Source organism: Pseudoalteromonas sp. NZS71, from assembly GCF_015864715.1.
In the GTDB taxonomy this organism is placed as follows: domain Bacteria; phylum Pseudomonadota; class Gammaproteobacteria; order Enterobacterales; family Alteromonadaceae; genus Pseudoalteromonas; species Pseudoalteromonas arctica.
Genome location: NZ_JADYWS010000026.1, coordinates 46,543 through 72,290, shown reverse-complemented (window position 1 = coordinate 72,290; position 25,748 = coordinate 46,543). Strand labels below are relative to the sequence as shown.

Here is a 25,748-nt window from a genome sequence, read left to right as displayed (position 1 = left end):
GAATATAGGAATATAGGAATATAGGAATATAGGAATATAGGAATATAGGAATATAGGAATATAGGAATATAGGAATAGTAGAGAAGTGGTGGAGGGAGCTGGATTCGAACCAGCGAAGGCTGAGCCGTCAGATTTACAGTCTGATCCCTTTGGCCGCTCGGGAACCCCTCCACACTAATTTTATTGCATTTGGCCCCACTTAACTTAGCGGTAAGAAAAGTGGTGGAGGGAGCTGGATTCGAACCAGCGAAGGCTGAGCCGTCAGATTTACAGTCTGATCCCTTTGGCCGCTCGGGAACCCCTCCAATGCAACGGCGCTGATAATAGCAAATTGCGTATTTAAGTAAAGAAAAAAGCTAAAGAAAATTGAAATAAAGCCGATAAATATCTATCAGTTACCACAATCGGCTAAAGACTATGCAAATAGATGATTTGTTAATCACAGAGAGTCAGTTAAACAGTAGACTCAATAATAGTGTGCATGAAAATCGCCGTGGCGAATTTGCACTATTATTAGCGATGCTGTCACATGACGCACTCGACTTTAGTCAATTTCATTTACCAAAAACTGAAACAGATAATTTAGTTATAGAAGAAGAGGCGTTAAGAAAGCAATTTGGCGCAGGTCCAAAGCAACTTTTAGCCCCTGATGAATATAATATGTTGGTTGGACAATTTAATGCATCATTAATATCTCAAGAAGGAGCGCGCTGTGGTATGACAAGTATTAAGTTAAGACAATGCTTAAGCCCTGAACCACTTGCGATTAGAAATGATGATAAGCATATTTCACTTAATATAATAGATAACTGTGAGCTTGCCGTCAGAAGAAGAATTAAAAGCGAACAAACCCAACTAGCTAATCCCCCTATAGATGCAGCTGCTTTTTACGACAGCCTTAATAATGATGCAATACATCAACCACTTCAACTTATTGCTGTGTGATATATGATTGTAATAATCACCAGTTAATATATGCTTTACAACGGGTCTGCTTTATATATTTGCTAATAATTGATTTAATGAAAAAAAAGCATCCAAAAATTAAATGCAATTGCTATAATGGCGTCAAATGGTATGACATGAAATGCCATTATCATTAAACCAAGGTAATTAGGAACGTAATGAAGAAAACATTCACGCTAAATCACGAGAAAATCAAATACCCTCGTATGGTTGATGCTGCAAAGCACGAAGTGAAAAAATATTTGAAAAGAGAGCGTAATAAAACGCTACCTGAAGATGCTGACTATTGGGCATTTGACTGTAAGTTTGGTAACACAGCTGAAGATGCGCAAGTTGTGCACGTTGCTGAATTAAGTAACCAAATTGGCGAAATTGAAAAGCAAGGTTTGACCTCTTTCTACGTAGAGATTTTAGCTCGACCTGCTCAACGTCAACAGTTAGATTTAGATGATGACGAATAATACTTAACTAAATTAAGTATTCAAAGTTATAAAATGAGCCCAAGTGGCTCATTTTTTGTTTTTATGCAATAAAGATTTACTAAAAAGCATTTTTATTAGTAACCAATAAGTAGAACCCCTCTTAATTAACATTTGAATAACAAAATGTGATGCTATAGGCTGTTTTTAATTAAAAAAACAAAACATTTTTACTATGCCAATAAATTACTCTGACCATCAATTAAAACTAAGTTTAAAGAATTCTAAAGTACTTATAGTTGACGATCAGTTATTAAGCTTAATCGTATTGAAAAAAATATTATCTGAGCATTTTAATGTGACAACTGCTGGAAGTGGTGAAGAGGCGATAGAAATTTGTAATGTTGATTTACCTGATATTATCCTACTCGATATTAATATGGGTGGAATGAGTGGTATTGATACATGTTTAAAATTAAAAAATAATACTGAAACACAGGATATCCCAGTTATTTTTGTTACATCCTTTGAAAACGAAGAAGAAGAGTGCTGGGAAGCCGGAGCTGTCGATTTCATTAAAAAGCCGATTAAAAAAGAAACATTATTTAGAAGAGTTCGTGCGCATATAACGTTAAAATTACAACATGACTTACTCAATCAAAAAGTATTTCTAGATGATTTAACAAAGGTATTCAATCGTCGTTATTTTGATGCGCATTTTTCTAAAATGGAACGAAGCGCCTTACGAGAAAAAGTCGACTACGCACTATTACTCATCGATATAGACTACTTTAAGCAATACAACGATCTTTATGGTCATGTGCAAGGCGATACGGTTTTAAACCTTGTTGCACAAACTATTACTAATAGTTTGCAAAGGCCAACCGATTTTGTTGCGCGTTACGGCGGCGAAGAGTTTGTAGTTGTTCTACCGCATACAAGCACTGAAGGTGCAATTTGTGTTGCTGATAAAATTAAACAAAATGTGGTCGATTTAGGAATATTACACAGATATTCAGAATATGACTTTGTGACTATTAGTATTGGCGGTGCAACCCTACAACCGTACGTAAATAACAAAAACACCTTGCAGATCGCAGATGAAAAAATGTATGAGTCCAATATGCAAGGCCGTAACCAAGTGTGTTTTTAAGTTTAGCTAGCTAATAAATCACTTTGCCACTTAAAAACACCTTGTAGGTGATAAATATTAAATAAGATTATTTATTACACGCTATGACATTTTTTGTACTTTTTATTGCTACCACATGGGCAGTCATCATTTCTGCCCACTTTAATATCTTCAACAGGATATATAGTGCCATCTAAATAACGCCATTGAGTGTTTTCTTTAATAAACTGCGATTTTTCGTGAAGCTCACAAAATAAGTTTTGATAAAAATATTGGGCTTTAAATTCTACAGTACCGGTATCGCCATCATGGCTTGACCCAATTACATCAAGATTTATAAATCGACAGCTGTTAGCAAAATCATTGATTTCTTTAACCGGATTTTCAGCTTGTTTTTCTTTTGCGTAGGTTTGATAAACATATTCTGCATTTTTAATAACATAAGCGCTGAATCGTGAGCGCATAAGTTGTTCAGGAGAATCAGCCTGTTTAACAGATAAGTGAAGCGGCTCGCAGCAATCGGCATAATTGTGCCCACTGCTGCAAAAACATAATGTGGTATTGAGTGAAGTCATAATAATAATACAAAGTCTAAAACATTAGTTTAACAAGCTTATTGGGCGAGTGATATCTCTGTTGTTTGAGACTTTTTAGTAAAACAGTATAGTTTTGTATTCGTTTTACTTAAATCGAACGATAGATTCGTAAGTAGTTGGTTATTAACTATATCGGTCCAGGTAATTACCGCTGCAAAGTTTCCGTTATGTAATGCAGAATTTAATACATACTCTAAATTTACTAGGTGCTTTTGTCTAATAACAAGTAATTTACTTGTATCAATAGAGCATGAGTCAAGTAAAGCTTTGCTAGGTACGTGATCTGGAGCAATTAGTAACGTCCATGCATTAGAGCTATTGTATTGGTGTAATACTTTTAAAAGCTCAAAGGTCGCTGAAATTTCATCTTCAATTTGAATCAAATTCACGCAATCGCTTTGCTCATCTTGTTGGTAACTTTTAACTGTTCTTACGGTAATAGGCTGTAACATAATTTCACTCACTGGGTTTTTATACAGTATTTATATACAGTAGTTTATACAGTGCTTTCGTGCAAGCCTTTTATGCTATTTATTTGTACAGTTATTCAGCTTTTGATCATTGTTTTTATTTTTTTGATTTATAATTCTTTATTAATCAGCTTGTTATGGAATTATTTTTGAGAAGGTATTCTAAAAATAAATTTTTGAGCAGTGTCTTCATTTTGGGGTTTTATACTGTATAGGATTATCTTTGTAACCATATACAGTATTTTTTTACACTGCATACAGTACTTCTATCATGGTTAGCTTATGTGTTTTCACTCGTGCGAGGGATCATATGAGAAAACTGGAGTTGGTGGATTTGTTCGTACAAACTTGCCGCATAACATTGAGCATCTTTAAATCGCTTAGTTTCGATATGTTTGCGTATATCTGTAACCGCTGCAGTGGCAGGGGCGTACCCTTGGCTACTTGCTAAGCTTAACCAAGCTACAGCATGAAATACACTTTGTGGCACGCCTTCACCTTTCACAAAGAATAAACCTAAATAAAACTGTGCTCTATGGTTTCCCGCCATTGCAGCAAGCCGCATCCATTTTGCAGCCAATGGAGCTTGATTATTTTTTAAATAATATAGGGCTTTATTTAACGTACTTTGCTCATCTTTTTTATTATCAACGGGCACAGAGGTATTTTCGGGTTGAGTAACAAAACCTAAAATATTATCTAGCTGTTGCTCTAAGTCTTGCTCACAAGGTGTTGTTTTAAGCATATTGGTTCATTTATTATTTTAACTACTCTAACAGTTTAGTATATAGCAAGGTAAAATGTCCTGTAAAAGATAATTTTTATGTTAAAATCTCGCCACTTTTTACTATCACAAGTTTATTATGTTCGAAGCCTTATTTAAACTGAGCGAAAATAATTCAACAGTTAAACGCGAATGCGTTGCTGGCCTAACTACCTTTATAACTATGGTATACATTGTATTTGTAAACCCGGCTATGCTCGCAGAGGCTGGGATGGATCAAGGGGCTGCATTTGTAGCGACATGTATAGCAGCTGCGATAGGCTGTTTTATAATGGGTTTATGGGCTAACTATCCATTAGCATTAGCGCCTGGTATGGGACTAAATGCCTTTTTTACGTATGGTGTCGTATTAGGAATGGGTTATACCTGGCAAGCCGCGTTAGGGGCTGTATTTATGTCGGGTTGTATATTTTTGTTTTTAAGCTTATTTAAAGTCAGAGAGTGGATTATTAATGCCATACCTCTGGTGCTCAAGCGAGCAATCGCAACGGGTATAGGTGCTTTTTTAGCATTAATTGCCCTTAAAAATGCAGGCATTATCGTCTCAAGCCCGGCAACATTAGTGCAGTTGGGCGACATTACTTCTCCAGGACCGTTATTGGCTATATTAAGCTTTTTTGTAATTGCAGCGCTTTTATATCGCGATTTTAAAAGTGGCGTACTTATTAGTATCTTATTAGTGACTGGCATTGCTTTAAGTTTGGGGCTTGTTGAATATCACGGTGTTATGGCTATGCCACCATCAATAATGCCTACTTTTATGCAGCTAGATTTTGCAGCCGCTTTTGATATATCAATGATGAGTGTTATTTTTGCTTTCTTGTTTGTCGATCTTTTTGATACTTCGGGTACATTAGTTGCGGTAACTCAAAAAGCAGGTTTAGCTGATGAAAAAGGTAACATGCCTCGTTTAGGGCGCGCATTAAGTGCTGATAGCTCAGCAACAATTGCAGGTGCGATGCTAGGTACGTCTACGACTACATCGTATATAGAATCGGTTGCTGGTGTATCTGTTGGCGGACGTACTGGCTTAACAGCTGTAGTTGTAGGCATTTGCTTTTTACTAATGATGTTTTTTGCACCGCTTGCACAAATGGTACCGGCTTATGCTACGGCAGGTGCTATTTTATATGTCGCTGTTCTGATGCTGCAAAATTTAAAGTTTGTAAACTGGGATGATATGACCGATGCAATTCCTGTTACTGTGGTATTACTAATGACACCATTAACGTTTTCGATTGCGCACGGTATTGCACTTGGCTTTATATCTTATACGGCGGTTAAAGTCTTGTGTGGCAAGCAAGATCAAGTCAGTATTAGTGTTTGGATATTAACAGCCTTGTTTGTTTTCAAGTTTGCATTTTTGTCTTAATCGCTAACAAAAAACACAAAAAAGCCTGCACAAATTTTAATTTGTGCAGGCTTTTTTAATGCTTTTATAAAAGCGCTACCATTTCTTTTTAGGAGCAAACAGTATATCTAAGTCGTCTTGCTCTTCTTCTGTTTTCTTTTTAAGTGCGCTTGCATTAGAAGCTCGCAGTTCAACACTAATTGCCTCTAAGTAACCCTCAACTTCTAGCCGTTTTGTTGTTACATATTCATCAGAGTAGGTAACTGCGCTGAGTGTTGCCTGCGCTTTTTCAAAATACTGTCTTGCTGAGCCAACCATACTCGCTGAGCGGGCAGATAAGCCACGTTTTATTTGGCTTTCAATATTAATACGCAGTTGTAGTTTTTCGAGACGTTTATCTTCTAAAACAAAAACTTGGCTATCAATACGACCTTTGCTGTGTTCAGAGCGTAAAATTGAGCGTAATTTTTTAATGCCTTGAATTAGGCCTACAAGTTGTTTGTCATTACTAGGTAGCGTTAAAGCTTCATTGCTATTATCTTGAACTGGATTAGATAAGTGCGTTTTTGCTTCACTTAAGCGGCTTTTAAGTGCTTTAGATGTTTGCGAGTTAGTAACCATTGTATTTAAAGCTTCGTAAATACGGCGCTGTAATGTACGAATTAGATTTTCAGAAAGGGGGATGTTAGCACTATTCATTAGTGCCTCTTCTGTTTCTTCTATTATAGCTTTTTGTTTTGTAAGCTCTTTACGGCGTTCTGCCTCTTGTTTTTCTTTGTGTTGTTGTACAGCACTTACCCAAAGTGCAATCACAATCAATGCAACTATAAGCACTATTATAATAGAAACGATCATGGTGTAATTCTCGGATATATAACCTAATTATTTAATCTTACATTAAATATACGTTAACAGGGTAGCTTTGCGCCGATTAACTTAAAAAATATACCAAAAAATTGATAGGTTGAGCTCTTTATAAACTGCAGTAAGCCTAAGGGCTTATAAACTAAAGCTGAATAATCATCGCTACCTGAAGCATATTTATTATGCTAGCCTTGAGCTCTAATCAGATAATTGCACACCTAAAGACCTAAAGTGCTATTTTACGTAAATAACACTTGGTTTTAAGCGGTATTGCCTTTATAAATAATATGAATAATAACGTTAAAATTTGCAGCCATGAAATTACAACAACTCAGATACATCGTAGAAGTACAAAATCATAAATTAAATGTTTCAGCGACTGCTGAGAGTTTATTTACCTCGCAGCCAGGAATTTCTAAACAAGTACGCATGTTAGAAGATGAGTTGGGTGTGCAAATTTTTGGTCGCAGTGGTAAGCATTTAACGCATGTAACCGGTGCCGGCGAAGATATTATTAATATTTCTCGTGAAATACTCTCTAAAGTAGAAGGTATTAAAGCCGTTGCTAATGAGCATACGCTACCTGATCAAGGTAAGTTAAATATTGCTACAACACATACCCAAGCTCGTTATGCTTTGCCTAACGTAATTCAAGGGTTTATGAAAAAATACCCTGCGGTATCGCTTCATATGCACCAAGGTACTCCACAGCAAATATCGGATGCTGCAGCACGCGGTGATGCCGATTTTGCTATTGCAACAGAAGCACTGCATTTGTATTCAGATTTAGTTATGCTGCCTTGCTACCATTGGAATCGCAGTATTGTTGTCGCTAAAGACCATCCGTTGGCTAAAAAGGCAAATAGTTTAACCGTTGCTGATATTGCTCAATATCCACTCATTACATATGTATTTGGTTTTACGGGCCGCTCAGAGTTAGATAAAGCGTTTAGCGCACACGGGCTTGAACCACACATTGTATTTACCGCAACCGATGCTGATGTTATAAAAACATACGTACGACTGGGTTTAGGAGTTGGTGTTGTTGCTTCAATGGCGATAGATCAAGTGAGCGATACCGATTTAGTGTGTATTGATGCAAGCCACTTATTTGAAGCTAGTACGACCAAAATTGGTTTTAGAAAGGGCAGCTTTTTACGTACTTATATGTATGATTTTATCGAACGTTTTGCACCGCACTTAACTAAAGAGCGAGTAGAGCGAGCAAGCTTATTACGTAACCAAGATGACGTAGATAAGTTATTTGCAGATATAGAGTTACCCGTTAAATAATGTCACTACATTAAATGAATAATAAAAAAGCCGCCTATTTTAAAAATAGGCGGCTTTTTCTTTTTATAGCGAGCTGATTAACATTCGATAATATTAACAGCCAATCCACCGCGAGCGGTTTCTTTATATTTAGTTTTCATATCGTTACCAGTTTCAAGCATGGTTTTAATCACTTTATCAAGCGATACCTTTTGCTCGCCACTGCCACGTATAGCTAAACGTGAAGCGTTAATTGCTTTAATAGCGCCCATTGCATTACGTTCAATACACGGTACTTGTACTAAGCCACCAACAGGGTCGCACGTTAGGCCTAAATTATGTTCCATACCAATTTCTGCTGCGTTTTCTACTTGCACAACATTGCCACCAACAATTTCTGTTAATGCGCCTGCAGCCATAGAGCACGCAACGCCGACTTCACCTTGGCAACCTACTTCGGCACCCGATATAGAGGCATTCTTTTTATATAAAATACCAATAGCAGCAGCGGTTAATAAATAACGCGTGGCTATATCGCGGTCTACTTCTTTCACAAATGTGTGATAGTACATAAGCACAGCCGGTAAAATACCCGCAGCACCATTAGTTGGTGCGGTAACTACACGGCCACCTGCAGCGTTTTCTTCGTTTACGGCAAGGGCAAATAAATCAACCCAGTCCATTGCACGAAGCGGGTCGTTACTGACCTCTATATTTAGTTTTAAGTATAAGCTGGGCGCACGGCGTTTTACTTTTAAGCCGCCAGGTAAAATACCTTCGGTGCGCATACCACGGTCAATACAAGCCATCATTACTTTCCAAATATGGAACAATGTGTCTTTTACTTCGTCTTCAGTGCGCAGTGTTTTTTCGTTTTTCATCATCAAGGTAGAAACACTAAACCCAGACTCTTTACACATCTCTAGTAGTTCTTTTGCGCTACCAAATGGGAAGGGGGCTGGATTTTCTTCTCTAATATCGAGGGCTGCTTGTTTTTCGTTTTCAAACTCTTCGTCGGTAACAATGAAGCCACCGCCAATAGAGTAATATACTTTGCTGTAAATTTTTTCGCCGTTGTTTGAGGCGATAATTTCCATTGCATTAGAATGCTTAGGCAGTGTTTTACGACGATGAAAAACAATAGCACCTTGTTTTGGGAATTTGGCTTTATGTGTTTTGTTTAAATAAATAACCTGATCTTTTTCAATGGTCGCTAAAATGTCGTCGACTAAATCGGCATCAATTGTTTCAGGATCGTAACCGGCTAAACCAAGAATTACGGCTTTACCCGAGCCATGGCCAACACCTGTTTGACCAAGAGAGCCATAAAGCTCTACTTTAATATCGGTAACATTTGCTAATAATTGTTGTTCTTGTAGGTCATTAACAAATAAGCGTGATGCGCGCATTGGGCCAACGGTGTGTGATGACGAAGGGCCAATACCAATGCTAAACATATCAAATGCACTGATCATAATGTGTGTGTCTCTACTTTGTTTTATCAGCACGAAGCTGCTCTTTGAACGGTCGAGCATGATAACGTGGAATTGTGATTGTGTAACTACTAATAACGAAGATTTAAACTGGTAAGGCGAGTTGTTTTGTAAAGTTTTTTATAATGCTTGCAGTCGCACCCCAAAGTAAACCATGCGGCGTTTTAAAACCTTGCAAAATAACCGTTTTCCCAAATCGTTGAAAAGGTAAGGGTTGCCAGTTAGCTTCGTTATTTAATTCAGTAACAGAGAGCAAAAAGCTCGCTTGTACTTCATTATAGTCATTTTCCCAGGTGGTGTTTTTTTTGAGTAAACCCACATAGGGGCTAATACTAAAACCCGTTAAGGTTGAATACTCAGGTAAGTGACCTAATACATTAACGTTGCTTTGGGCAATATTTAGCTCTTCTTTTAGTTCGCGAAGTGCTGTGGTGCGAAGGGTAATGTCGCTTACTTCAAACTTGCCTCCGGGCAAACAAATCTCCCCAGGGTGATGGTGTAAATAAGTAGGGCGTTTACACAGTAAAATATGTGCATGGTTATCTATATCAATAATTGGCAGCATAACAGCGCTAGCGCGTTTTTTACGTGTGTCTTTTAACTGATTTGGCGCAGCTGTAGGGCTTAACAGAAACCGCGCCATAATGTGTTCACTATTCAAAGCGACCTACTGTTTTAATAAAGGGAGGATTTTATTTACTTTATCGTAAGTTTCTTGATATTCCAATTCGACTTTAGAATCAGCGACTATTCCGCCACCTGCCCAGCAGTAAATTTGCGCTTTGTGGCACACCAATGTGCGAATAGTGATACTCGTATCCATATTTCCACATGCACTTAAATAACCAATTGAACCACAATAAATGCTGCGGCGATGCGGTTCTAATTCTTCAATTATTTCCATCGCTCTAATTTTTGGCGCACCGGTGATTGAGCCACCCGGAAAAGCCGCTTTTAGCTGATCGACCGCTGTTTTACCTTCATCAAGTTCTGAGGTGACCGTGCTTACTAAATGATGCACTGCCGGAAAGCTTTCAATAGCAAAAAGCGAAGGGACGTGAACGCTGCCAGGTTTTGCTACTTTGCCTAAGTCGTTACGTAGTAAATCAACAATCATTACATTTTCAGCGCGATCTTTAGCTGATGCTGCGAGTATTTTCGCTTGTTGTTGATCCTCTAGTGCATCTGCTTTTCTCGGCAGTGTTCCTTTAATAGGCTTGGTTTCTACAACGTTATTGTTTACAGATATAAAGCGCTCAGGAGAAATTGATAAAATAGCTCCTTGAGGGTGATTTATAAAGCTTGAAAACGGCGCTTTATTTGCCTCACGCAGTTTAATATAAGCTGCCCAAGGGGAGCCTTCAAACTGAGCGTTAAAGCGCTGCGCTAAATTAATTTGGTAACAATCGCCACTTTTTAAATACTCCTCAATTTGGGCAAACTTTGCAGCGTATTCCGTTTCGCTCATATTTGATTGCCAGTCGCTGTTTAGGGCAAAGGACTGCGTATTAACTTGGGAGTTAGCGTGTGTATTTAAGTATTGCTCATAAAGCGCTAATCGATCGGTGTTTGGCTGCGATACATAAAACCAGCTTTGTTGCTGCTTGTCGTAAATAAGGGCATCTAAGTAAAGGCCAATAGCCATTTGGGGAAGATTAATATCTTCGATAGCACGAGTGGGGATGTTTTCAATTGTACGGCCTAGGTCGTAGCCAAAGTAGCCAAGCCAGCCGCCGTTAAAGGGTAAATCGTAATCGGCTTTTGTTTTATCAAGATGCGAAAGCTCATTATTCATAATTTCAAAGCAGTTATCACTACTTTCCATATTATTTAAAAAGCTTTTATTATTTTTTACTTCAAGGGTACTTTGCGGCTCAATGGCAATAATATCAAAACGGCTGTTTATATGATTACTATTTGCAGAATCTAATAGAATTGCATAAGGCAAATGTGAAAAATGCGCAAAAACGTCAATGCAGTTTTGTGTTATGCCTAATTTAATACAATTTTTTTTATTGTTTAGCATTTACTGCCCCTTTAAGAACTGGCTCGAAACGGGCTGGGAGGGTATCATAAGTCAAATTTTTTGGCAGCACTAAGCTGTAAAAAACAGTGCAAACCACCGTCACCGGTTTGATTTAGATTACGCGACAACGCGTAACGGTAACTTAAGGAACCACTATGAGTACAATTTGTCAGCAAGACTTTATTGATAGCATTGAAGATGCATTGCAATATATTTCGTTCTATCACCCACTTGATTTTGTTCAAGCTCTCGAAAAAGCTTACAACAAAGAACAAAGTAAAGCGGCTAAAGACGCCATTGCACAAATTTTAATTAACTCACGCATGTCGGCTGAAGGCAAGCGTCCACTTTGCCAAGATACCGGTATTATTACCTGTTTTGTTAAAGTAGGTATGGATGTTAAGTGGGATAAAACAGATTTAACCGTTCAACAAATGGTTGATGAAGGTACTCGTCGTGCATATTTGAATCCAGATAACCCTTTACGTGCATCTATTGTTGCAGACCCTGCTGGCACGCGTAAAAACACGAAAGATAATACGCCTTCGGTTGTGCATATTGATTTAGTGGCTGGTGGTAAAGTAGAAGTAATGGTTGCGGCTAAAGGCGGCGGCTCTGAAAACAAAAGTAAAATGGTTATGTTAAACCCGTCAGATGATGTTGCTGAATGGGTAGAAAAAACACTACCAACAATGGGTGCTGGTTGGTGTCCGCCAGGCATGCTAGGTATAGGTATTGGTGGTACGGCTGAAAAAGCGGCAGTAATGGCTAAAGAGTCGTTAATGGATCCGGTTGATATCCATGAACTAATGGAACGCGGCGCAGAAACGACTGAAGAAAAACTGCGTTTAGAAATTTTTGACCGTGCTAATAAATTAGGTATTGGCGCACAAGGCTTAGGCGGTTTAACAACGGTTGTTGATGTTAAAATTAAAACAGCACCAACGCATGCAGCTTCAAAACCTGTAGTAATGATCCCTAACTGTGCGGCAACTCGCCATGTACATTTTACACTTGACGGTTCTGGCCCTGCTAATTTAAAAGCACCTAAGCTAGAAGATTGGCCACAAGTAACATTTGAAGTGGGCGAAGGCACACGTCGTGTTGACTTAAATACACTGACTAAAAAAGATGTTCAAGAATGGAAAATGGGTGAAACTGTTTTACTTTCGGGCACTATTTTAACAGGTCGTGATGCAGCGCATAAACGTCTGCAAGATATGATCAATTCAGGTGAAGGTTTACCAAAAGGCGTAGACTTTGATAATAAATTTATTTATTACGTTGGACCAGTAGACGCGGTACGCGATGAAGCAGTTGGTCCTGCAGGCCCTACAACAGCTACTCGCATGGATAAATTCACCGATATGATGCTAGAAAAAACAGGCATTGTAGGCATGATTGGTAAAGCTGAACGTGGCCCTGCAACGGTTGAGTCTATTAAAGAGCATAAATCTGTTTATTTGATGGCTGTAGGCGGCGCAGCTTACTTAGTATCTAAAGCGATTAAAAAAGCACGCGTAGTTGCTTTTGAAGATTTAGGTATGGAAGCTATTTATGAATTTGAAGTAGAAGATATGCCAGTGACCGTTGCAGTAGACAGTGAAGGCGCCAATGCGCATACACAAGGCCCTGCAATCTGGAAAGCTAAAATAGAAGAGCTTGATAGCAAGCTAAAATAACGTACGTTTTGTATTTTTAAAAAGCGAGCCTAGTGCTCGCTTTTTTGTTTTTTTAAATAGAGTCATTACCAAGTTTACAGCTCTGACCAGTTTACGAAAAAGCTCACTTTTTACTGGAAACCTATAGGCAGCAGTACGTGGCGGGCAAGCAGCACTTGTATATTAAACTTTACACACAATAGTTGTGTTACGTTCACGTAAACGTAAGTTGGTGTGGTTGTTCTATTTATAGTTTTTAAAACTTACAAACAACGATTTTGTGAATTTTTTATCTATATAAAAGTTTTAATCCGGTTATTTAATTTAAGCTTGATGTTTTCATTGGTTTTATCTTCTGTGAGTATAGCGAACTCGAATATGAAGTGATAAAGTCTCGGCAATTTCCAGCGCGCATACCCTCTCACGGGTTAACTATTTCGGAGTATTTTAAGTGGCTGTGTTTAATCGAGTTGAATTTGATAACCATGAACAAGTGGTTTTTTGTTCTGATGAAGAGTCGGGTTTAAAAGCAATTATTGCTGTACATAATACCAACCTAGGTCCTGCAGTTGGCGGATGTAGAATGTGGGATTATGCGAACGACGAAGATGCTGTTTACGACGTGCTACGTTTATCAAAGGGCATGACTTATAAAAATGCAGTTGCGCGCTTACCATTTGGTGGTGGTAAATCTGTAATTATAGGTAATGCGAAAGAAATTAAATCTGAGCAATTATTTCGTGCATTTGGTCGCCAGTTAGAGCGATTAAATGGCAGCTATTACTCAGCAGAAGATGTAAACATCACATGTGCTGATGTAGCTATCATGAATAAAGAAACTAATTACGTACTGGGTCTTGAAGGTAAAAGTGGTAACCCATCGCCATTTACAGCATACGGTACGTTTTTAGGAATTAAAGCAGCGCTACAGCATCAACGTGGTCATCAAAATTTTGCAGGTGTGAAAGTGGCTGTTCAAGGTTTAGGTGCTGTTGCTTATGGTTTATGTAAGCATTTAGCTGATGCGGGCGCTGAGTTGTTTGTAACTGACATTAACCAAGCTGCAATTGATCGCGTAGTTAATGATTTTGGCGCGACTGCGGTTGGCATTGATGAAATTTACGACTTAGATGTTGATGTTTATGCACCGTGTGCATTAGGTGCGACTATTAACGATTTAACGATACCGCGTTTAAAAGCGACTATTATTGCAGGCTGTGCTAATAATCAGTTAGCAGAGTCTCGCCACGGTGAAGTTATTCGTGAAAAAGGCATTTTATATGCACCAGATTACGTAATTAACGCTGGTGGTATTATTAATGTTTATTACGAAACAGCGCCAGAAGGTTACAGTGCAGCAGCGTCTAATAAACATGTTGAAGGTATTTTTAATACGTTAACTGAAATCTTTGCCCGTAGCGAAAAAGAGCAAAAATCAACGCATTTAATTGCTGACGAATTAGCGCAAGAGATCATTAAAAACGGTCTATAAATTTAAGCTAAAATGCAATAAAGGTGTGCAATTGCACACCTTTTGTTTATCTGTAAGTTAAGGGGTGTTGATCTTTGCGGATTTAACCTTGAAAGATCAACAGACCCTAATGCAATTATTACTGAACAGCGGTACACTTTATTTTTAATTTTGTGCGGCAAATTATGACTCCCTCAACTTCTCTCATGCAGCCTATCGATTTAGATAATTGGCCTAGAAAGCAACACTTTGAATTATTTAAACACTTTTCTCAGCCTTATTTTAATGTGTGTGTACGTTTAGATATTCAAACACTTTACGACTATTGCAAAACCAATCAATTTTCTTTTTTTCAAGCGTATGTATATTGCACCTTAAAAGCGTGCCATGAGTACGATTCAATAATGCTACGTATAATAGATAATCAACCATGGTTACTTAATAGTGTTCGCGCAAGTGTGGTTGAGTTGTCTGAAAACGATACGTTTGTTTTTAGTTATTTTAACAGCACAGGCGAGTTTAAAGAGTTTGCAAATCATGCAAGTGACGTAAGTAAAAAAGCGAAATTACAGCCGTTATTTTCTGATGCATTTGCTCAAACAGAAGGGCAGGCAGATTTAATTCATATATCTGTTTTGCCGTGGCTGAATTTTAGTGCGTTTTCGCATGCATTTAGTGAAGGGCAGAGTTTAGGCATTCCTAAATTTGTATTTGGTCAGTTTGATAAACACACAGGCACAATGCCTTTAGCTATCGATGTACACCATTCATTAATGGATGGTTTGCACGTAGCGAAATTTATAAACACATTGCAGGGTACATTTGATACCTTTTGCAAAAATTAACTTTAAACACATCAGTAACGGCAGTGCAAAGCAGTAAACAATTTATAAGTAATCTATAAGTAATCTATAAGCAATGCGATGTGAGTTACTTTATATTCAAATACATAACCTTGTATGCTTGAAAAGCACGTGTGCTGGACATATTTATATACCATACCTTAGCTCAGGAAATCCCCATGATAAATGGACTGTTAATTGTTGTTTTAATTCTTTTTGTGGTGATTTTCTGGCGTTGGCCATCAATTCAAAACCGATTATGGCGCAGTAAATATAAAGACTTTGCTTTAAATTCGCAGCAAAAAGATATTTTACTGCGTTGCATGCCCATCTATAAAAAAATGACCGACGCCGACAGAGAAAAATTAGAGCGACATATTACGTGGTTTTTAAACGAAAAACGCTTTGTCGGTTGTGATGGCTTAAGGCTAACGTCTGCAATGAAGTTAATTGTTGCCGCCGATGCGTGTGTATTAGTACTTAATAAACCGTGGCCGTTATATAGAAATGTAAAAGAAATTTTATTATATCCAAGTGCTTATTATGCTCCGCAATCAACTCGCGATAGTGCAGGACTTGTGAGTTACCATAATACGGTAAGACTAGGCGAGTCATGGCCTGGCGGCACGCTCGTTTTAAGCTGGCATGATGTACTTGAGGGTAATCGTTTACCAAGCGATGGACATAACTTGGTATTTCATGAGTTTGCGCATCAACTCGATCAAGAAACAGGTAAAACAACGGGCACACCCATTTTAAAAAGCTCAGCAGATTACAAAGAGTGGGGCAGAGTATTTAGTCGCGCTTTCACCCAGTTAAAAAGCCATGTTGCCTATAGCATGCCGCATGTTATTCACAGCTATGGTGCGACTAACGAAGCTGAGTTTTTTGCTGTACTCACCGAAACCTTCCTCGAAAAACCCGCAGAGCTTCGCCGATACGATCCTGAAATTTACAGTATGCTAGTTAATTACTATCAATTTGACCCTATTGTTTGGCATTAAACCTACATAAACCGCGCTTTATCATATAACGCTGGCAAGTTGCGTTTGTTTTTGTTGCAATCATGTGAAATAGTTTTTACTGCAACAATAACAAGCGAGAAACGCATGAAAAAAATGCTTCATACAGTATTGGCGCTGTCGGTGTCATTAGCGATAGGGCAGGTAAATGCCGCTGAAAAAGACGAACAAAAATGGCAAGTAGATTCACCTAAGGGGCAATTTGTTGACGCTGCAATTAGCGTTGATCAGGGCACATGGATGAATATAGATATTAGCCCTGATGGTAAAACCGTGGTGTTTGACTTACTTGGCGATATTTATACTATGCCAATGAGTGGTGGTACAGCCACAAAGCTCACCTCTGATATTGCATGGCAAATGCAACCACGCTTTAGTCCTAACGGCAAAAGTATTGCGTTTACCTCCGATCAAGGTGGTGGCGATAACATTTGGATAATGGACTTAAATGGTGAAAATCAACACGCTGTTACCGATGAAACCTTTAGATTACTAAATAGTCCTGCATGGAGTCCTGATGGCGACTACTTAGTTGCGCGTAAACACTTTACAGCTAGCCGCTCATTGGGAGCAGGTGAAGTGTGGTTGTATCATAAAGCGGGTGGCAAGGGCGTGCAGCTTACAAAACGCGAGAACGATCAAAAAGATTTAGGTGAGCCAATGTTTTCACCAGATGGTCGTTATGTATACTTTTCGCATGATGCAACACCCGGTAAAACATTTCATTATTCAAAAGATTCTGTAGCGGGCATTTATAAAATTAAGCGCTACGACCGTGAAACGGGTGAAATTGAAACCATAATCGATACGATGGGCGGTGCTATTAGGCCTACACCATCACCAGATGGTAAAAAGCTTGCTTATATAAAGCGTGATGACTTTCAAACTAGCTTGTATTTATATGACTTAACTAGCGGTGAGCACACTAAGCTTTACGATAAGCTTGAGCGAGATATGCAAGAAACATGGGCTATTCATGGTGTATACCCAACTATTGCATGGACACCCGATAACGAAGAGTTAGTATTTTGGGCTGGTGGTACAATTCACAAGCTAGATGTTGCAGACAAATCTGTAAAAACCATTCCTTTTAAAGTGCAAACCACTAAAAAAATTCAAAAAGCAGTGCGCTTTACACAAAACTTAGATACTGATGAATTTGATGTAAAAATGCTGCGTAATGTGCAAGTAAGCCCCGATGGAGAAACGGCAATTTTTGAAGCGCTTGGGCATATTTATAAACGTGATTTAGAGTCGGGTAAAATTAAGCGTTTAACAAAGCAAACTGATCATTACGAATTATTTCCACAGTACTCTCGCGATGGTAAAAAAATAGTTTACACCACATGGGATGATAACAAACAAGGGTCTGTAAGAGTGGTTTCTGCGCGCAGTGGTCGTGGCGATACAATTACTAAAGAGCCCGGGAAATATGTAGAGCCTACGTTTAGTCCAGATGGGAAAACGGTTGTTTATCGAAAAGCCACGGGGGGCAGTATTTTAAACCCTAAATGGTCACTTAACCCTGGTATATATAGCGTAAGCGCAAAAGGCGGTAAAAGTGAGCTTATTTCAAAAAGTGGTTATCAACCACAATTTGGAGATGCAAACGATCGCGTTTTTATAATGAGTCCTTGGCCAAAACCAACGCTTAGCGTAGTAGAACTTGAAAGTAAAAAAGTTCGCAAACTATATGAGTCAGAGCATGCTACAGAATTTAGAGTATCACCAGATGGGCAATATCTGGCTTTTGCTGAGCGATTTAAAGTATTTGTAACACCGTTTGTTCAAAGTGGTAAAACAATTAATATTGGGCCTAAAGACAGTCAATTTCCAATAGAGCAGTTATCGGTACGTGCTGGTGAAAACATTAGTTGGAGTGCTAAGAGCAACAAACTTTACTGGACATTAGGGCCTGAGCTTTATCATGCAAGCCTTGAGGGGATGTTTGCCATTAACAAAGCCGAAGATGCCGACTTTAAAGTGAAAAGTGGCGATAATATCGGTTTCAGTAAAAAAATGGCAGAGCCTAAAGGTATGATTGCGCTCACTGGTGCAAAAATTATAACTATGGACGGCGAAAAGATTATTGAAAATGGTGTAATTATCACTGATGGCAAGCATATTAAAGCAATTGGTACAGCCAGCGATATAAGCATTCCTAAAGGTGCTGAGGTTATTGATGTAACAGGTAAAACTATTATGCCTGGTATTGTTGATGCTCATGCACATGGCTCGCAAGCAAGTGACGAAATTATACCTGAGCAAAACTGGAAAAACTTTGCAGGTTTAGCGCTAGGTGTTACTACAATTCACGATCCATCAAACGATACCTCTGAAATATTTACCGCAAGCGAAATGCAAAAGGCAGGCATGATTGTTGGCCCGCGTATTTTCTCAACCGGTACTATTTTATATGGCGCAAATATGCCAGGTTATACGTCGCATATTGACTCGTTAGACGATGCTAAATTTCATTTAGAGCGCCTTAAAAAAGTAGGGGCGTTTAGTGTTAAATCGTATAACCAGCCACGTCGTGAGCAGCGCCAACAAGTTATTGAAGCAGGCCGTGAACTTGAAATGATGGTAGTACCAGAAGGTGGCTCATTATTACAACATAACTTAAGTATGATTGTAGATGGACACACAGGTATTGAGCATTCAATCCCTGTAGAGAACATATACGACGATATAAAGCAGTTATGGTCGCAAAGTGATGTTGGCTATACACCAACACTTGTAGTGGCTTATGGTGGCATTTGGGGTGAGAACTACTGGTACGATAAAACTGATGTGTGGAATCACCCGCGTTTAAGTAAATTTGTGCCAAAAAATCAATTATTACCACGCTCTATGCGCCGCATTAAAGCGCCCGATCATCACTATAATCACTTTAATAACGCACGCGTTGCTGCTGAGCTACAAGACCTAGGTGTATTAGTTAACTTAGGTGCTCACGGTCAGCGTGAAGGCTTAGGTGCACACTGGGAGATGTGGATGTTTGCACAAGGCGGAATGACACCGCTTGAGGCTATACGTGCTTCAACACTCGATCCGGCTAAGTATTTAGGGCTTGATAAAAACGTAGGCTCGCTTGAAGTGGGCAAACTGGCAGATTTAATGGTTATAGATGGCGATCCGCTTAAAAATATTCGAGATTCGGATAAAGTAGATTACACCATGATCAATGGTCGATTATTCAATGCAGAGACAATGAGTGAAGTGGGTAAAAAAGAGCGCGAACCACTTTACTTCGAAAAGTTATAATTTATTTTGATCTTTTGAAAGCGGCTACATAGCCGCTTTTTTTAGTCTTACTCAACTTATAAGGCTCTATTTTTTTGATTAAATGGTGCAATTAAGGTTGGAAGACGATAATTAATATAATTTTTAGATATTTTTTAGCAAATCGCGCACATAAAAAAACCGCTTAACGCGGTTTCTTTTAAAAATCATAAATGTTGATTAAACAACACCGCGCGGTAAGCGACAGTCATGATCTTTACGAGCTAAAATTACAATCCAAAGTTCTTCCGCTGTGTAACCTTCTTCGTTTTCGGTAACAACAGTGAATGGCGCTTTTTTCTGTGCTTTAACAGGCGCAGCTGCTTTTGGTTTTTTCGTTTTAGTTGTTTTACCAGAGTTTAACTTTTTAGTAAGCTCTGCTACGTCAGCTAGGCGTAAATTTTTACCGCCATCAATGCTGTACCAACCAGGTTTAGTTGTGATTTCAGGTTTTTTACCATTGGCAGTTTCGTACGCTGCTTCAAAGGCAGATAACACTTCTGTTTTGTCTAGTTTGCTCATCAGAGACCCTATACGTTGTGAACACAGATAAAGAAGAGGTATTTATACCTATTTTAAAACAGTTTTTCAATTTTTTGCGATTTTCCTTCCATTTTAAGGCTATAAACGCCAAAATTTGCACAAAATTCAGTGCTAAGTAAGGTAAGTTATATGCAACGTAGAGAATTTAACCAACTCCTAAATGACATTTTAAAACCTCAATTAATTAAAGATTTTTGCCCAAATGGCTTACAGGTCGAAGGTAAAAACGAAATTAAAAAAATTGTGACGGGTGTAACCGCAAGTCAAGCTTTAATAGATGCTGCCATTGAGCAACAAGCAGATGCTATTTTAGTTCATCATGGATTTTTTTGGAAAGGGGAATCCCAACCAATAACGGGAATGAAAAAGCGTCGTATAGGTGCGTTATTAGCACACGATATTAATTTATTTGGCTATCACTTACCACTTGATATTCATCCAGCAGTTGGCAATAACGCGCAACTTGCAAAGTTATTGGATATTGAAATTGAAACAGGGCTAGAGCCAACTTCAAATAGCGTAGCAATGAAAGGGCGTTTAAAAACACCATTAAGTGGTGAGGATTTTGCAGATAAAATTGCAAAAGTGCTAAATCGAACCCCGCTCACAAGCTTAGTACGTTCAACAAAAATTGAAACCATTGCACTGTGCACCGGTGGTGGGCAAGGGTATATTGATTTAGCTGCAGAGCAAGGCATTGATGCTTATTTAACGGGTGAGGCATCGGAGCAAACAATTCATAGTTCTCGTGAGCAAAACATTGATTTTTTTGCCGCAGGGCATCATGCCACAGAGCGCTATGGTGTAAAAGCTCTGGGTGAGTTACTTGCTCAAGAGCATGGTTTTGATGTGACATTTATAGATATAGATAACCCAGTTTAACTAGGCTATCTATTAGTTAACCTGAACTCTACTTGAGATAGATTTATTATCTAGAGTTCAGGTTAGTTAGACGAAATGAGCTACAGTGCCTCTGGATCTATCCAGCGGCGCAAACTTATCCATGTGTTTCCTACTACTTCGTGACTGTATTGCGTAACCACAAGTAAGGCATGAGCATTGGGAATAAACTGTTTGCTCCATGGAAGTGCAGCAAAATTATGATAATCAGTGGCTGCGGTTATGACTTCAATACCTTGAGCATTAAATAAGTCTTTTGCGCGTGGCATGTGCAGTACAGATGTTACTAGTGCAACCTTAAAGTCGACTAATTTTGATGCCAGTAACTTAGCTTCTTCACCTGTATCCATTGCTTTTGGGTTTTGGAATATACGACTCTTATTAACACCTAAACTAATTGCCGTTTGATACATAAGCCCGCTATTAGTGGTATTTTGATAACCCCCGCCTGAAACTATAAGCTCTGCATTAGGGTAGTGCTTTGCTAGTTTTACACCTTCTACTAAGCGCGTTAGCGCACAATTACCTAATTGATTATTAGCACTGAGTGCAGGATTTGGGTTTATATCGCAACCTAGTACAACTATTTTGTCTATTTTTGGATGCTTTAGGGTATTAAATGCAAGCGACGCAGGTTCATTATTTTGGATAATTAAATTGGCGATAAAGGGTGTGCTCAATGCAAGTAATACAATTAAGCTTAAAGTAGATAAGAAGAGAGCTGATTTGCGGCCTTTAAGTGCGAGTAGGAGCATCAGGCACGCAAATAAACCAAATAGAGGCAGTGGCATAAGTAAGCCACCAATCATTTTTTTAATAACAAACATAAGAGTTAAACGCTGTAGAGTTAATTACAGCGATATTACTCATTATATTGATGATTATCGACCGTTATTTAGCTTACACGTATTTAAAAAGTGACGATAAACAGGGTTATCTTTCATGTCTTTTTTCATCGCTAAATACATAGGACGAGTAAGGCCAAGAGCGCCCAAAGGAATTGATTTAATTAAGCCTTGGCTTTCATAAGGTGTAACTAGCCAATCAGGTAAAGCGGCAACGCCCATGCCGGCACTTACTAGTTGAAAAATAAGTAATCCTTGGTCAACCGTTTTTAACGTACCGTCGAAACGTGCATTTTGAATGAAATGCTTAAATATATCTTGGCGTTCACGCGGGATAGGGTATGAAATAATAGTTTCGTTTTTTAAATCAAGCGCTGTTACATACGCTTTTTTAGCAAGTTCATGATCCGGTGCCACAATAAGCTTCAATTTAAAATCAAATAAGTGCGCGTATTCTAATGTGTCGGGTTCACGTATGTCAGATGTTAAAACTAAATCGAGCTCATCGCTTAGTAAGTCAGGAATAGCGTCGTAACTAAAGCCGCGCTCGTAATCAATTTTTATATCAGGCCAAAAGTTATTAAATTCTTTAATAGTAGGCAATAACCAATGAAAACATGCATGGCATTCCACACTTAAACGCAGTTGAGAAATAGGCTGATTTAAGCTTTCTTTCAAACGGCATTTAGTCGCTTCCATTTTTGGTAATATTTCGTGAGCCAACTCAAGTAATAGCATTCCCTGAGGGGTAAAGCGGACTGGTTGAGTTTTACGCTCAAATAATTGGCAATCTAATTTATTCTCTAAATCTTTGATTTGATGAGATAAAGCAGACTGTGTCAAAAATAACTCTCGTGCCGTATTAACCAAAGATCCTGTTTCTTTTAGGGTTGCTATGGTTTTTAAATGTTTAATACCAATCATCTTTAAAAATTCTCATGGGAAAAGTGAGTTCAGCTCAGATTAACCACATACTACGCCTATATAAAAAACGTTTCAACGTCTAGATGGCTAAAAGCTTGCGATTTATTGTGGTTTATTGCAGTTTATTGCTATGAATCGCGAAAATATTAGAATTAGTAACGATAAAAGTCATTCAAAAACTGGTTTGATGAGTTTTAGATGAGTTTGCTTCATGTTGTATTTTAAGTATATCGATTGCGGTGTGCTTCACCTCAGTGTGAATTTTGACTATATAGATAACTGTGTGGGGTGGGGGGTTGTTGAATGGTTACTTTAGGTTGTGGTTTAAAAACTAAAGTCGTTTTGCGTTTTGCTTTTTAGCTTTAGTTTAGGTCAATGAATGAGTATATACGTAATACCTAAGCCAGCGACCTACTCGCTGGCTTTTTTATAAGGGCTTATTAATAAGTAATATGGCTTCTTTGGCTGTGACCGGTTTTGACTTTAAAAAACCTTGGCCATAGTCGCACGCGGTGGATTGTAAAATGGCTAATTGTTCAAGTGTTTCTATCCCTTCAGCAACAACCTCAAGTTTTAATGATTGCGCAAGTGATAAAATGGCTTCAACAAGTGGATTGGTGGAATCTTGTAGGTGGTCAATAAAACTTTTATCTATTTTTAAAATATGAATAGGCAGTTGGTGCAAGTAGCCGAGTGCCGAGTAACCCGTTCCAAAATCGTCAAGGCACAATTTTACTTTTAAAGGTGAAAGACCTTCTATTATTTGAGTGGCGAGTTCTAGATTTTCTATTAAGCCTGATTCGGTAATTTCTAAACATAAAGAACCCAGAGGTAATTGGTATTTATTATAAATAGAATGTATTTGCGCTACAAAATCGAGGCTTGCAAAATGCCGTGACGATACATTAACCGTTACTTTCAAAAAGCGATGACCTTGCTGGTGCCAATTAGAAATCTGCTGAGCGGCTAAATCAAGTAAATGTAAATCAAGATTTATAATTTGCCCTGTAGTTTCAGCTATCGGTATAAAGTCATTAGGTGGTACAAATCCTTTTTTAGGATGATGCCAGCGCACAAGTGCTTCAAAACCAATAACCTCACTTGTGGTAATTGTAAAAATTGGCTGAAAATAGAGTTCAAATTCGTTGTGTTCTATACCGTGTTGCAAGTCGTTTTCGATATCCGCATGGGTTTTAAGTTTTTTACGCATCGTGTTATTAAAAAACTTAACTTGTCCACGCCCGGTGGATTTTGCTTCATACATAGCAGCATCAGCTTGTTGCAGTAATATATAAGCTTGATCGTTTATGTTGTCGGTATAGGCAATACCAATACTAGTAGAGGCTTGAAGTAAGTGGCTATCTACATTTAGAGGTTTTGCTAATGCGCTTTTAATTCTGTTTAAAGCTTCATTAACTTGGTTTTTATGTGTGATATTTTCCATGAAAATAGCAAATTCATCACCGCCTAAACGAGCAAATGTATCGGTGCTTCGTACTGTACTTTTAATTAAGCCGCATATTTTTATAAGAAAATGGTCTCCGACCTCATGCCCCAGCGAATCATTAATACTTTTAAAACGGTCAAAATCTAGATACAGCAGGGCATGGCTAGTACTTTTTTTAGCGCGCGTTAAACGTAAAATAGCATGCTTTATTCTCTCAATGAGTAATGAGCGGTTAGCAAGGCCGGTAAGCTCGTCATGCAATGCTTTATGCTCGAGCTCTTGTCGGGCTAGTTGTCTATCAATTGCCATACTTATTTGACGACTTACGTAAGTTAGAAGAGCGCTGTCGTGTTCGTTGTATTGCAGTGTTTTATCGTAGCTTTGTACAACAATAACACCGCTTATACGATCACTTGTTTTAAATGGAACACCCAACCAAGACTCTGATTGTCGACCTACCATTTTAAAATCACCGTTATCAATATGACTTTGAAAGGCATCTTTATTGAGTAATAAGGTTTGCTCTGTTTGCAGTAGGTAATATGAAGCAGTGTCTTTTAGCTGTTCTTTAGATATTTTTTGATGTGTTTTAGTGTTTATGCCTTCTTCGACTATATAAACAAGGTCAAGTATATCTACTTTTTTGTCATATAAAGCGATAAAAAAGTTATCAGCACGAAGTAAGTTATTGATAATTGAATGCAAGGCTTCAAAGAAGGTATCTAAGTCGTTAGCTTTGTAGGTTAGGTTAGCTATTTGTAATAAGCTATTTTCTAATTTTTGTGCGTTGTTAAGTTGCTCAACTGTTTTTTGTAAGTTATTTACCGTATTTACCTGGTTAATTTTAGCACTGAGTAAGTGGGCAACTGTTGTAAGAATTTCAAGGTGTGCGTTTGTAAAGTAGCCTTTAATAGGGTGCTCACAATCAATAACACCTAAAACTTGTTCTTTATATATAAGAGGGACGCATAGTTCTGATTGGGCAGGGCGCTCATCTGCGATATAACGGCTATCTTTTGTTACATCATCGATAACTACGGCTTTACCAGTAGTTGCAACAGCTCCAGTAATTCCTTCACTAAAACGTATTACTTTACGTTCGGCTTGATATTTGTCTCGGGCGTGAGCAATACCCATCGATGCAACTTGATTTAATGTATAAGCATTGTTATCGGCAAGGTAAATAACGCAATCAACAAATCCTAAACGGTTAACAACGTGCGTTGTAACATACTCAAATAGCTCGTCTAGTGTGTCTAGTTGCAATAAGCTTGATGAAAATTGATTAATTATACTCAGTTGATCAGTTTTTATCTCAAGTGCTCTTGAGGCATTATTTTTGTAAGACATAGGCAATTTATATTATTCTTTTTATTTTTAAATACGTAGCTAAGTTAACCTAATCTTGGATTTTGTACAAAATAAAGCGATGAGT

Annotated in this window: 22 protein-coding genes and 2 tRNA genes; 11 read left to right on the top strand and 13 right to left on the bottom strand. The window is 38.2% G+C overall.

Going from position 1 to position 25,748, the window contains the following annotated elements; all coding sequences use genetic code 11:
- Window positions 1-86: 86 nt before the first annotated feature.
- Window positions 87-171 (bottom strand) — tRNA-Tyr (locus tag I6E85_RS16295).
- Between the two features lie 49 nt (window positions 172-220).
- Window positions 221-305: transfer RNA gene (locus I6E85_RS16290), tRNA-Tyr, on the bottom strand.
- 112 nt (window positions 306-417) lie between these two features.
- On the opposite strand from I6E85_RS16290, the gene I6E85_RS16285 reads away from it, so the two are divergent.
- The 3 genes from I6E85_RS16285 to I6E85_RS16275 all read left to right on the top strand — a co-directional run bounded on the left by I6E85_RS16285 (window position 418) and on the right by I6E85_RS16275 (window position 2,538).
- On the top strand, window positions 418-945 hold the full coding sequence (locus I6E85_RS16285) for a VC2046/SO_2500 family protein (RefSeq protein ID WP_024590995.1): 528 nt from the start codon (window positions 418-420) through the stop codon (window positions 943-945).
- Window positions 946-1,124: 179 nt separating this feature from the next.
- Window positions 1,125-1,427 (top strand): DUF6172 family protein, encoded by a 303-nt coding sequence (locus I6E85_RS16280; RefSeq protein ID WP_002961433.1) that lies wholly within the window; start codon window positions 1,125-1,127, stop codon window positions 1,425-1,427.
- 193 nt (window positions 1,428-1,620) lie between these two features.
- Window positions 1,621-2,538 (top strand): diguanylate cyclase, encoded by a 918-nt coding sequence (locus I6E85_RS16275; protein ID WP_101163312.1) that lies wholly within the window; start codon window positions 1,621-1,623, stop codon window positions 2,536-2,538.
- A 74-nt stretch (window positions 2,539-2,612) separates the two neighbouring features.
- Here I6E85_RS16275 and I6E85_RS16270 read toward each other — a convergent pair whose 3' ends face one another.
- The 3 genes from I6E85_RS16270 to I6E85_RS16260 form a co-directional block, all read right to left on the bottom strand.
- Entirely contained in the window at window positions 2,613-3,092 is a 480-nt protein-coding gene (locus tag I6E85_RS16270; protein WP_010555087.1) for a YchJ family protein, read from the bottom strand.
- 38 nt (window positions 3,093-3,130) lie between these two features.
- Window positions 3,131-3,565, bottom strand: a complete 435-nt coding sequence (locus I6E85_RS16265) for a SulA-like leucine-rich domain-containing protein (protein ID WP_007583705.1) — start codon at window positions 3,563-3,565, stop codon at window positions 3,131-3,133.
- Window positions 3,566-3,863: 298 nt separating this feature from the next.
- A complete protein-coding gene (locus tag I6E85_RS16260; protein WP_007583707.1) occupies window positions 3,864-4,328 on the bottom strand; it encodes a tetratricopeptide repeat protein in 465 nt (154 codons plus the stop codon).
- A 118-nt stretch (window positions 4,329-4,446) separates the two neighbouring features.
- Here I6E85_RS16260 and I6E85_RS16255 point away from each other — a divergent pair, with 118 nt between their 5' ends.
- Window positions 4,447-5,739 (top strand): NCS2 family permease, encoded by a 1,293-nt coding sequence (locus tag I6E85_RS16255; protein ID WP_010555089.1) that lies wholly within the window; start codon window positions 4,447-4,449, stop codon window positions 5,737-5,739.
- Between the two features lie 75 nt (window positions 5,740-5,814).
- Here I6E85_RS16255 and I6E85_RS16250 read toward each other — a convergent pair whose 3' ends face one another.
- On the bottom strand, window positions 5,815-6,573 hold the full coding sequence (locus I6E85_RS16250) for a hypothetical protein (RefSeq protein WP_024590993.1): 759 nt from the start codon (window positions 6,571-6,573) through the stop codon (window positions 5,815-5,817).
- A gap of 324 nt (window positions 6,574-6,897) precedes the next feature.
- Between I6E85_RS16250 and cysB the strand changes: the two genes are divergently transcribed.
- Entirely contained in the window at window positions 6,898-7,875 is a 978-nt protein-coding gene (gene cysB, locus I6E85_RS16245) for an HTH-type transcriptional regulator CysB (protein ID WP_002961670.1), read from the top strand.
- 77 nt (window positions 7,876-7,952) lie between these two features.
- Here the strand turns inward: cysB and I6E85_RS16240 are convergent, their stop codons facing one another.
- The 3 genes from I6E85_RS16240 to pabB form a co-directional block, all read right to left on the bottom strand.
- Window positions 7,953-9,329 (bottom strand): L-serine ammonia-lyase, encoded by a 1,377-nt coding sequence (locus I6E85_RS16240; protein ID WP_024590992.1) that lies wholly within the window; start codon window positions 9,327-9,329, stop codon window positions 7,953-7,955.
- Between the two features lie 103 nt (window positions 9,330-9,432).
- Complete coding sequence (locus I6E85_RS16235) at window positions 9,433-10,008, bottom strand: CoA pyrophosphatase (protein WP_024590991.1); 576 nt, start codon at window positions 10,006-10,008, stop codon at window positions 9,433-9,435.
- Between the two features lie 6 nt (window positions 10,009-10,014).
- The gene (pabB, locus tag I6E85_RS16230) at window positions 10,015-11,373 is read right to left on the bottom strand and encodes an aminodeoxychorismate synthase component I (RefSeq protein ID WP_024590990.1); all 1,359 of its coding nucleotides are present in this window, start codon (window positions 11,371-11,373) and stop codon (window positions 10,015-10,017) included.
- Window positions 11,374-11,528: 155 nt separating this feature from the next.
- Here pabB and I6E85_RS16225 point away from each other — a divergent pair, with 155 nt between their 5' ends.
- From I6E85_RS16225 to I6E85_RS16205, 5 genes are all read left to right on the top strand, one after another.
- On the top strand, window positions 11,529-13,055 hold the full coding sequence (locus I6E85_RS16225) for a fumarate hydratase (RefSeq protein ID WP_007583843.1): 1,527 nt from the start codon (window positions 11,529-11,531) through the stop codon (window positions 13,053-13,055).
- A gap of 430 nt (window positions 13,056-13,485) precedes the next feature.
- Complete coding sequence (locus tag I6E85_RS16220; RefSeq protein WP_024590806.1) at window positions 13,486-14,526, top strand: Glu/Leu/Phe/Val dehydrogenase; 1,041 nt, start codon at window positions 13,486-13,488, stop codon at window positions 14,524-14,526.
- Between the two features lie 185 nt (window positions 14,527-14,711).
- Window positions 14,712-15,350, top strand: a complete 639-nt coding sequence (locus I6E85_RS16215; protein ID WP_024590807.1) for a CatA-like O-acetyltransferase — start codon at window positions 14,712-14,714, stop codon at window positions 15,348-15,350.
- 176 nt (window positions 15,351-15,526) lie between these two features.
- Window positions 15,527-16,351, top strand: a complete 825-nt coding sequence (locus tag I6E85_RS16210; protein WP_002961680.1) for a M90 family metallopeptidase — start codon at window positions 15,527-15,529, stop codon at window positions 16,349-16,351.
- Between the two features lie 105 nt (window positions 16,352-16,456).
- On the top strand, window positions 16,457-19,636 hold the full coding sequence (locus I6E85_RS16205; RefSeq protein ID WP_024590808.1) for an amidohydrolase family protein: 3,180 nt from the start codon (window positions 16,457-16,459) through the stop codon (window positions 19,634-19,636).
- Between the two features lie 198 nt (window positions 19,637-19,834).
- Here the strand turns inward: I6E85_RS16205 and I6E85_RS16200 are convergent, their stop codons facing one another.
- Window positions 19,835-20,176 carry a hypothetical protein gene (locus I6E85_RS16200; RefSeq protein WP_002961684.1) on the bottom strand — a complete coding sequence of 114 codons (342 nt, stop codon included), beginning with the start codon at window positions 20,174-20,176 and terminating at the stop codon, window positions 19,835-19,837.
- A 150-nt stretch (window positions 20,177-20,326) separates the two neighbouring features.
- On the opposite strand from I6E85_RS16200, the gene I6E85_RS16195 reads away from it, so the two are divergent.
- Entirely contained in the window at window positions 20,327-21,079 is a 753-nt protein-coding gene (locus I6E85_RS16195) for a Nif3-like dinuclear metal center hexameric protein (protein WP_010555099.1), read from the top strand.
- Between the two features lie 80 nt (window positions 21,080-21,159).
- On the opposite strand, the gene I6E85_RS16190 is transcribed toward I6E85_RS16195, so the two are convergent.
- From I6E85_RS16190 to I6E85_RS16180, 3 genes are all read right to left on the bottom strand, one after another.
- The gene (locus I6E85_RS16190; protein ID WP_197237148.1) at window positions 21,160-21,924 is read right to left on the bottom strand and encodes a YdcF family protein; all 765 of its coding nucleotides are present in this window, start codon (window positions 21,922-21,924) and stop codon (window positions 21,160-21,162) included.
- 54 nt (window positions 21,925-21,978) lie between these two features.
- Complete coding sequence (locus I6E85_RS16185) at window positions 21,979-22,866, bottom strand: LysR family transcriptional regulator (RefSeq protein WP_002961689.1); 888 nt, start codon at window positions 22,864-22,866, stop codon at window positions 21,979-21,981.
- A gap of 427 nt (window positions 22,867-23,293) precedes the next feature.
- The gene (locus tag I6E85_RS16180; protein ID WP_024590810.1) at window positions 23,294-25,663 is read right to left on the bottom strand and encodes an EAL domain-containing protein; all 2,370 of its coding nucleotides are present in this window, start codon (window positions 25,661-25,663) and stop codon (window positions 23,294-23,296) included.
- Window positions 25,664-25,748 lie beyond the last annotated feature (85 nt).

What these genes read in the sequence shown, in the direction of transcription:
- I6E85_RS16285 (WP_024590995.1), top strand. Translation starts at nt 418, where the DNA reads ATGCAAATAGATGATTTGTTAATCACAGAGAGTCAGTTAAACAGTAGA.
- I6E85_RS16280 (WP_002961433.1), top strand. Translation starts at nt 1,125, where the DNA reads ATGAAGAAAACATTCACGCTAAATCACGAGAAAATCAAATACCCTCGT.
- I6E85_RS16275 (WP_101163312.1), top strand. Translation starts at nt 1,621, where the DNA reads ATGCCAATAAATTACTCTGACCATCAATTAAAACTAAGTTTAAAGAAT.
- I6E85_RS16270 (WP_010555087.1), bottom strand. Translation starts at nt 3,092, where the DNA reads ATGACTTCACTCAATACCACATTATGTTTTTGCAGCAGTGGGCACAAT.
- I6E85_RS16265 (WP_007583705.1), bottom strand. Translation starts at nt 3,565, where the DNA reads ATGTTACAGCCTATTACCGTAAGAACAGTTAAAAGTTACCAACAAGAT.
- I6E85_RS16260 (WP_007583707.1), bottom strand. Translation starts at nt 4,328, where the DNA reads ATGCTTAAAACAACACCTTGTGAGCAAGACTTAGAGCAACAGCTAGAT.
- I6E85_RS16255 (WP_010555089.1), top strand. Translation starts at nt 4,447, where the DNA reads ATGTTCGAAGCCTTATTTAAACTGAGCGAAAATAATTCAACAGTTAAA.
- I6E85_RS16250 (WP_024590993.1), bottom strand. Translation starts at nt 6,573, where the DNA reads ATGATCGTTTCTATTATAATAGTGCTTATAGTTGCATTGATTGTGATT.
- cysB (WP_002961670.1), top strand. Translation starts at nt 6,898, where the DNA reads ATGAAATTACAACAACTCAGATACATCGTAGAAGTACAAAATCATAAA.
- I6E85_RS16240 (WP_024590992.1), bottom strand. Translation starts at nt 9,329, where the DNA reads ATGATCAGTGCATTTGATATGTTTAGCATTGGTATTGGCCCTTCGTCA.
- pabB (WP_024590990.1), bottom strand. Translation starts at nt 11,373, where the DNA reads ATGCTAAACAATAAAAAAAATTGTATTAAATTAGGCATAACACAAAAC.
- I6E85_RS16225 (WP_007583843.1), top strand. Translation starts at nt 11,529, where the DNA reads ATGAGTACAATTTGTCAGCAAGACTTTATTGATAGCATTGAAGATGCA.
- I6E85_RS16215 (WP_024590807.1), top strand. Translation starts at nt 14,712, where the DNA reads ATGCAGCCTATCGATTTAGATAATTGGCCTAGAAAGCAACACTTTGAA.
- I6E85_RS16210 (WP_002961680.1), top strand. Translation starts at nt 15,527, where the DNA reads ATGATAAATGGACTGTTAATTGTTGTTTTAATTCTTTTTGTGGTGATT.
- I6E85_RS16205 (WP_024590808.1), top strand. Translation starts at nt 16,457, where the DNA reads ATGAAAAAAATGCTTCATACAGTATTGGCGCTGTCGGTGTCATTAGCG.
- I6E85_RS16200 (WP_002961684.1), bottom strand. Translation starts at nt 20,176, where the DNA reads ATGAGCAAACTAGACAAAACAGAAGTGTTATCTGCCTTTGAAGCAGCG.
- I6E85_RS16195 (WP_010555099.1), top strand. Translation starts at nt 20,327, where the DNA reads ATGCAACGTAGAGAATTTAACCAACTCCTAAATGACATTTTAAAACCT.
- I6E85_RS16190 (WP_197237148.1), bottom strand. Translation starts at nt 21,924, where the DNA reads ATGTTTGTTATTAAAAAAATGATTGGTGGCTTACTTATGCCACTGCCT.
- I6E85_RS16185 (WP_002961689.1), bottom strand. Translation starts at nt 22,866, where the DNA reads ATGATTGGTATTAAACATTTAAAAACCATAGCAACCCTAAAAGAAACA.
- I6E85_RS16180 (WP_024590810.1), bottom strand. Translation starts at nt 25,663, where the DNA reads ATGTCTTACAAAAATAATGCCTCAAGAGCACTTGAGATAAAAACTGAT.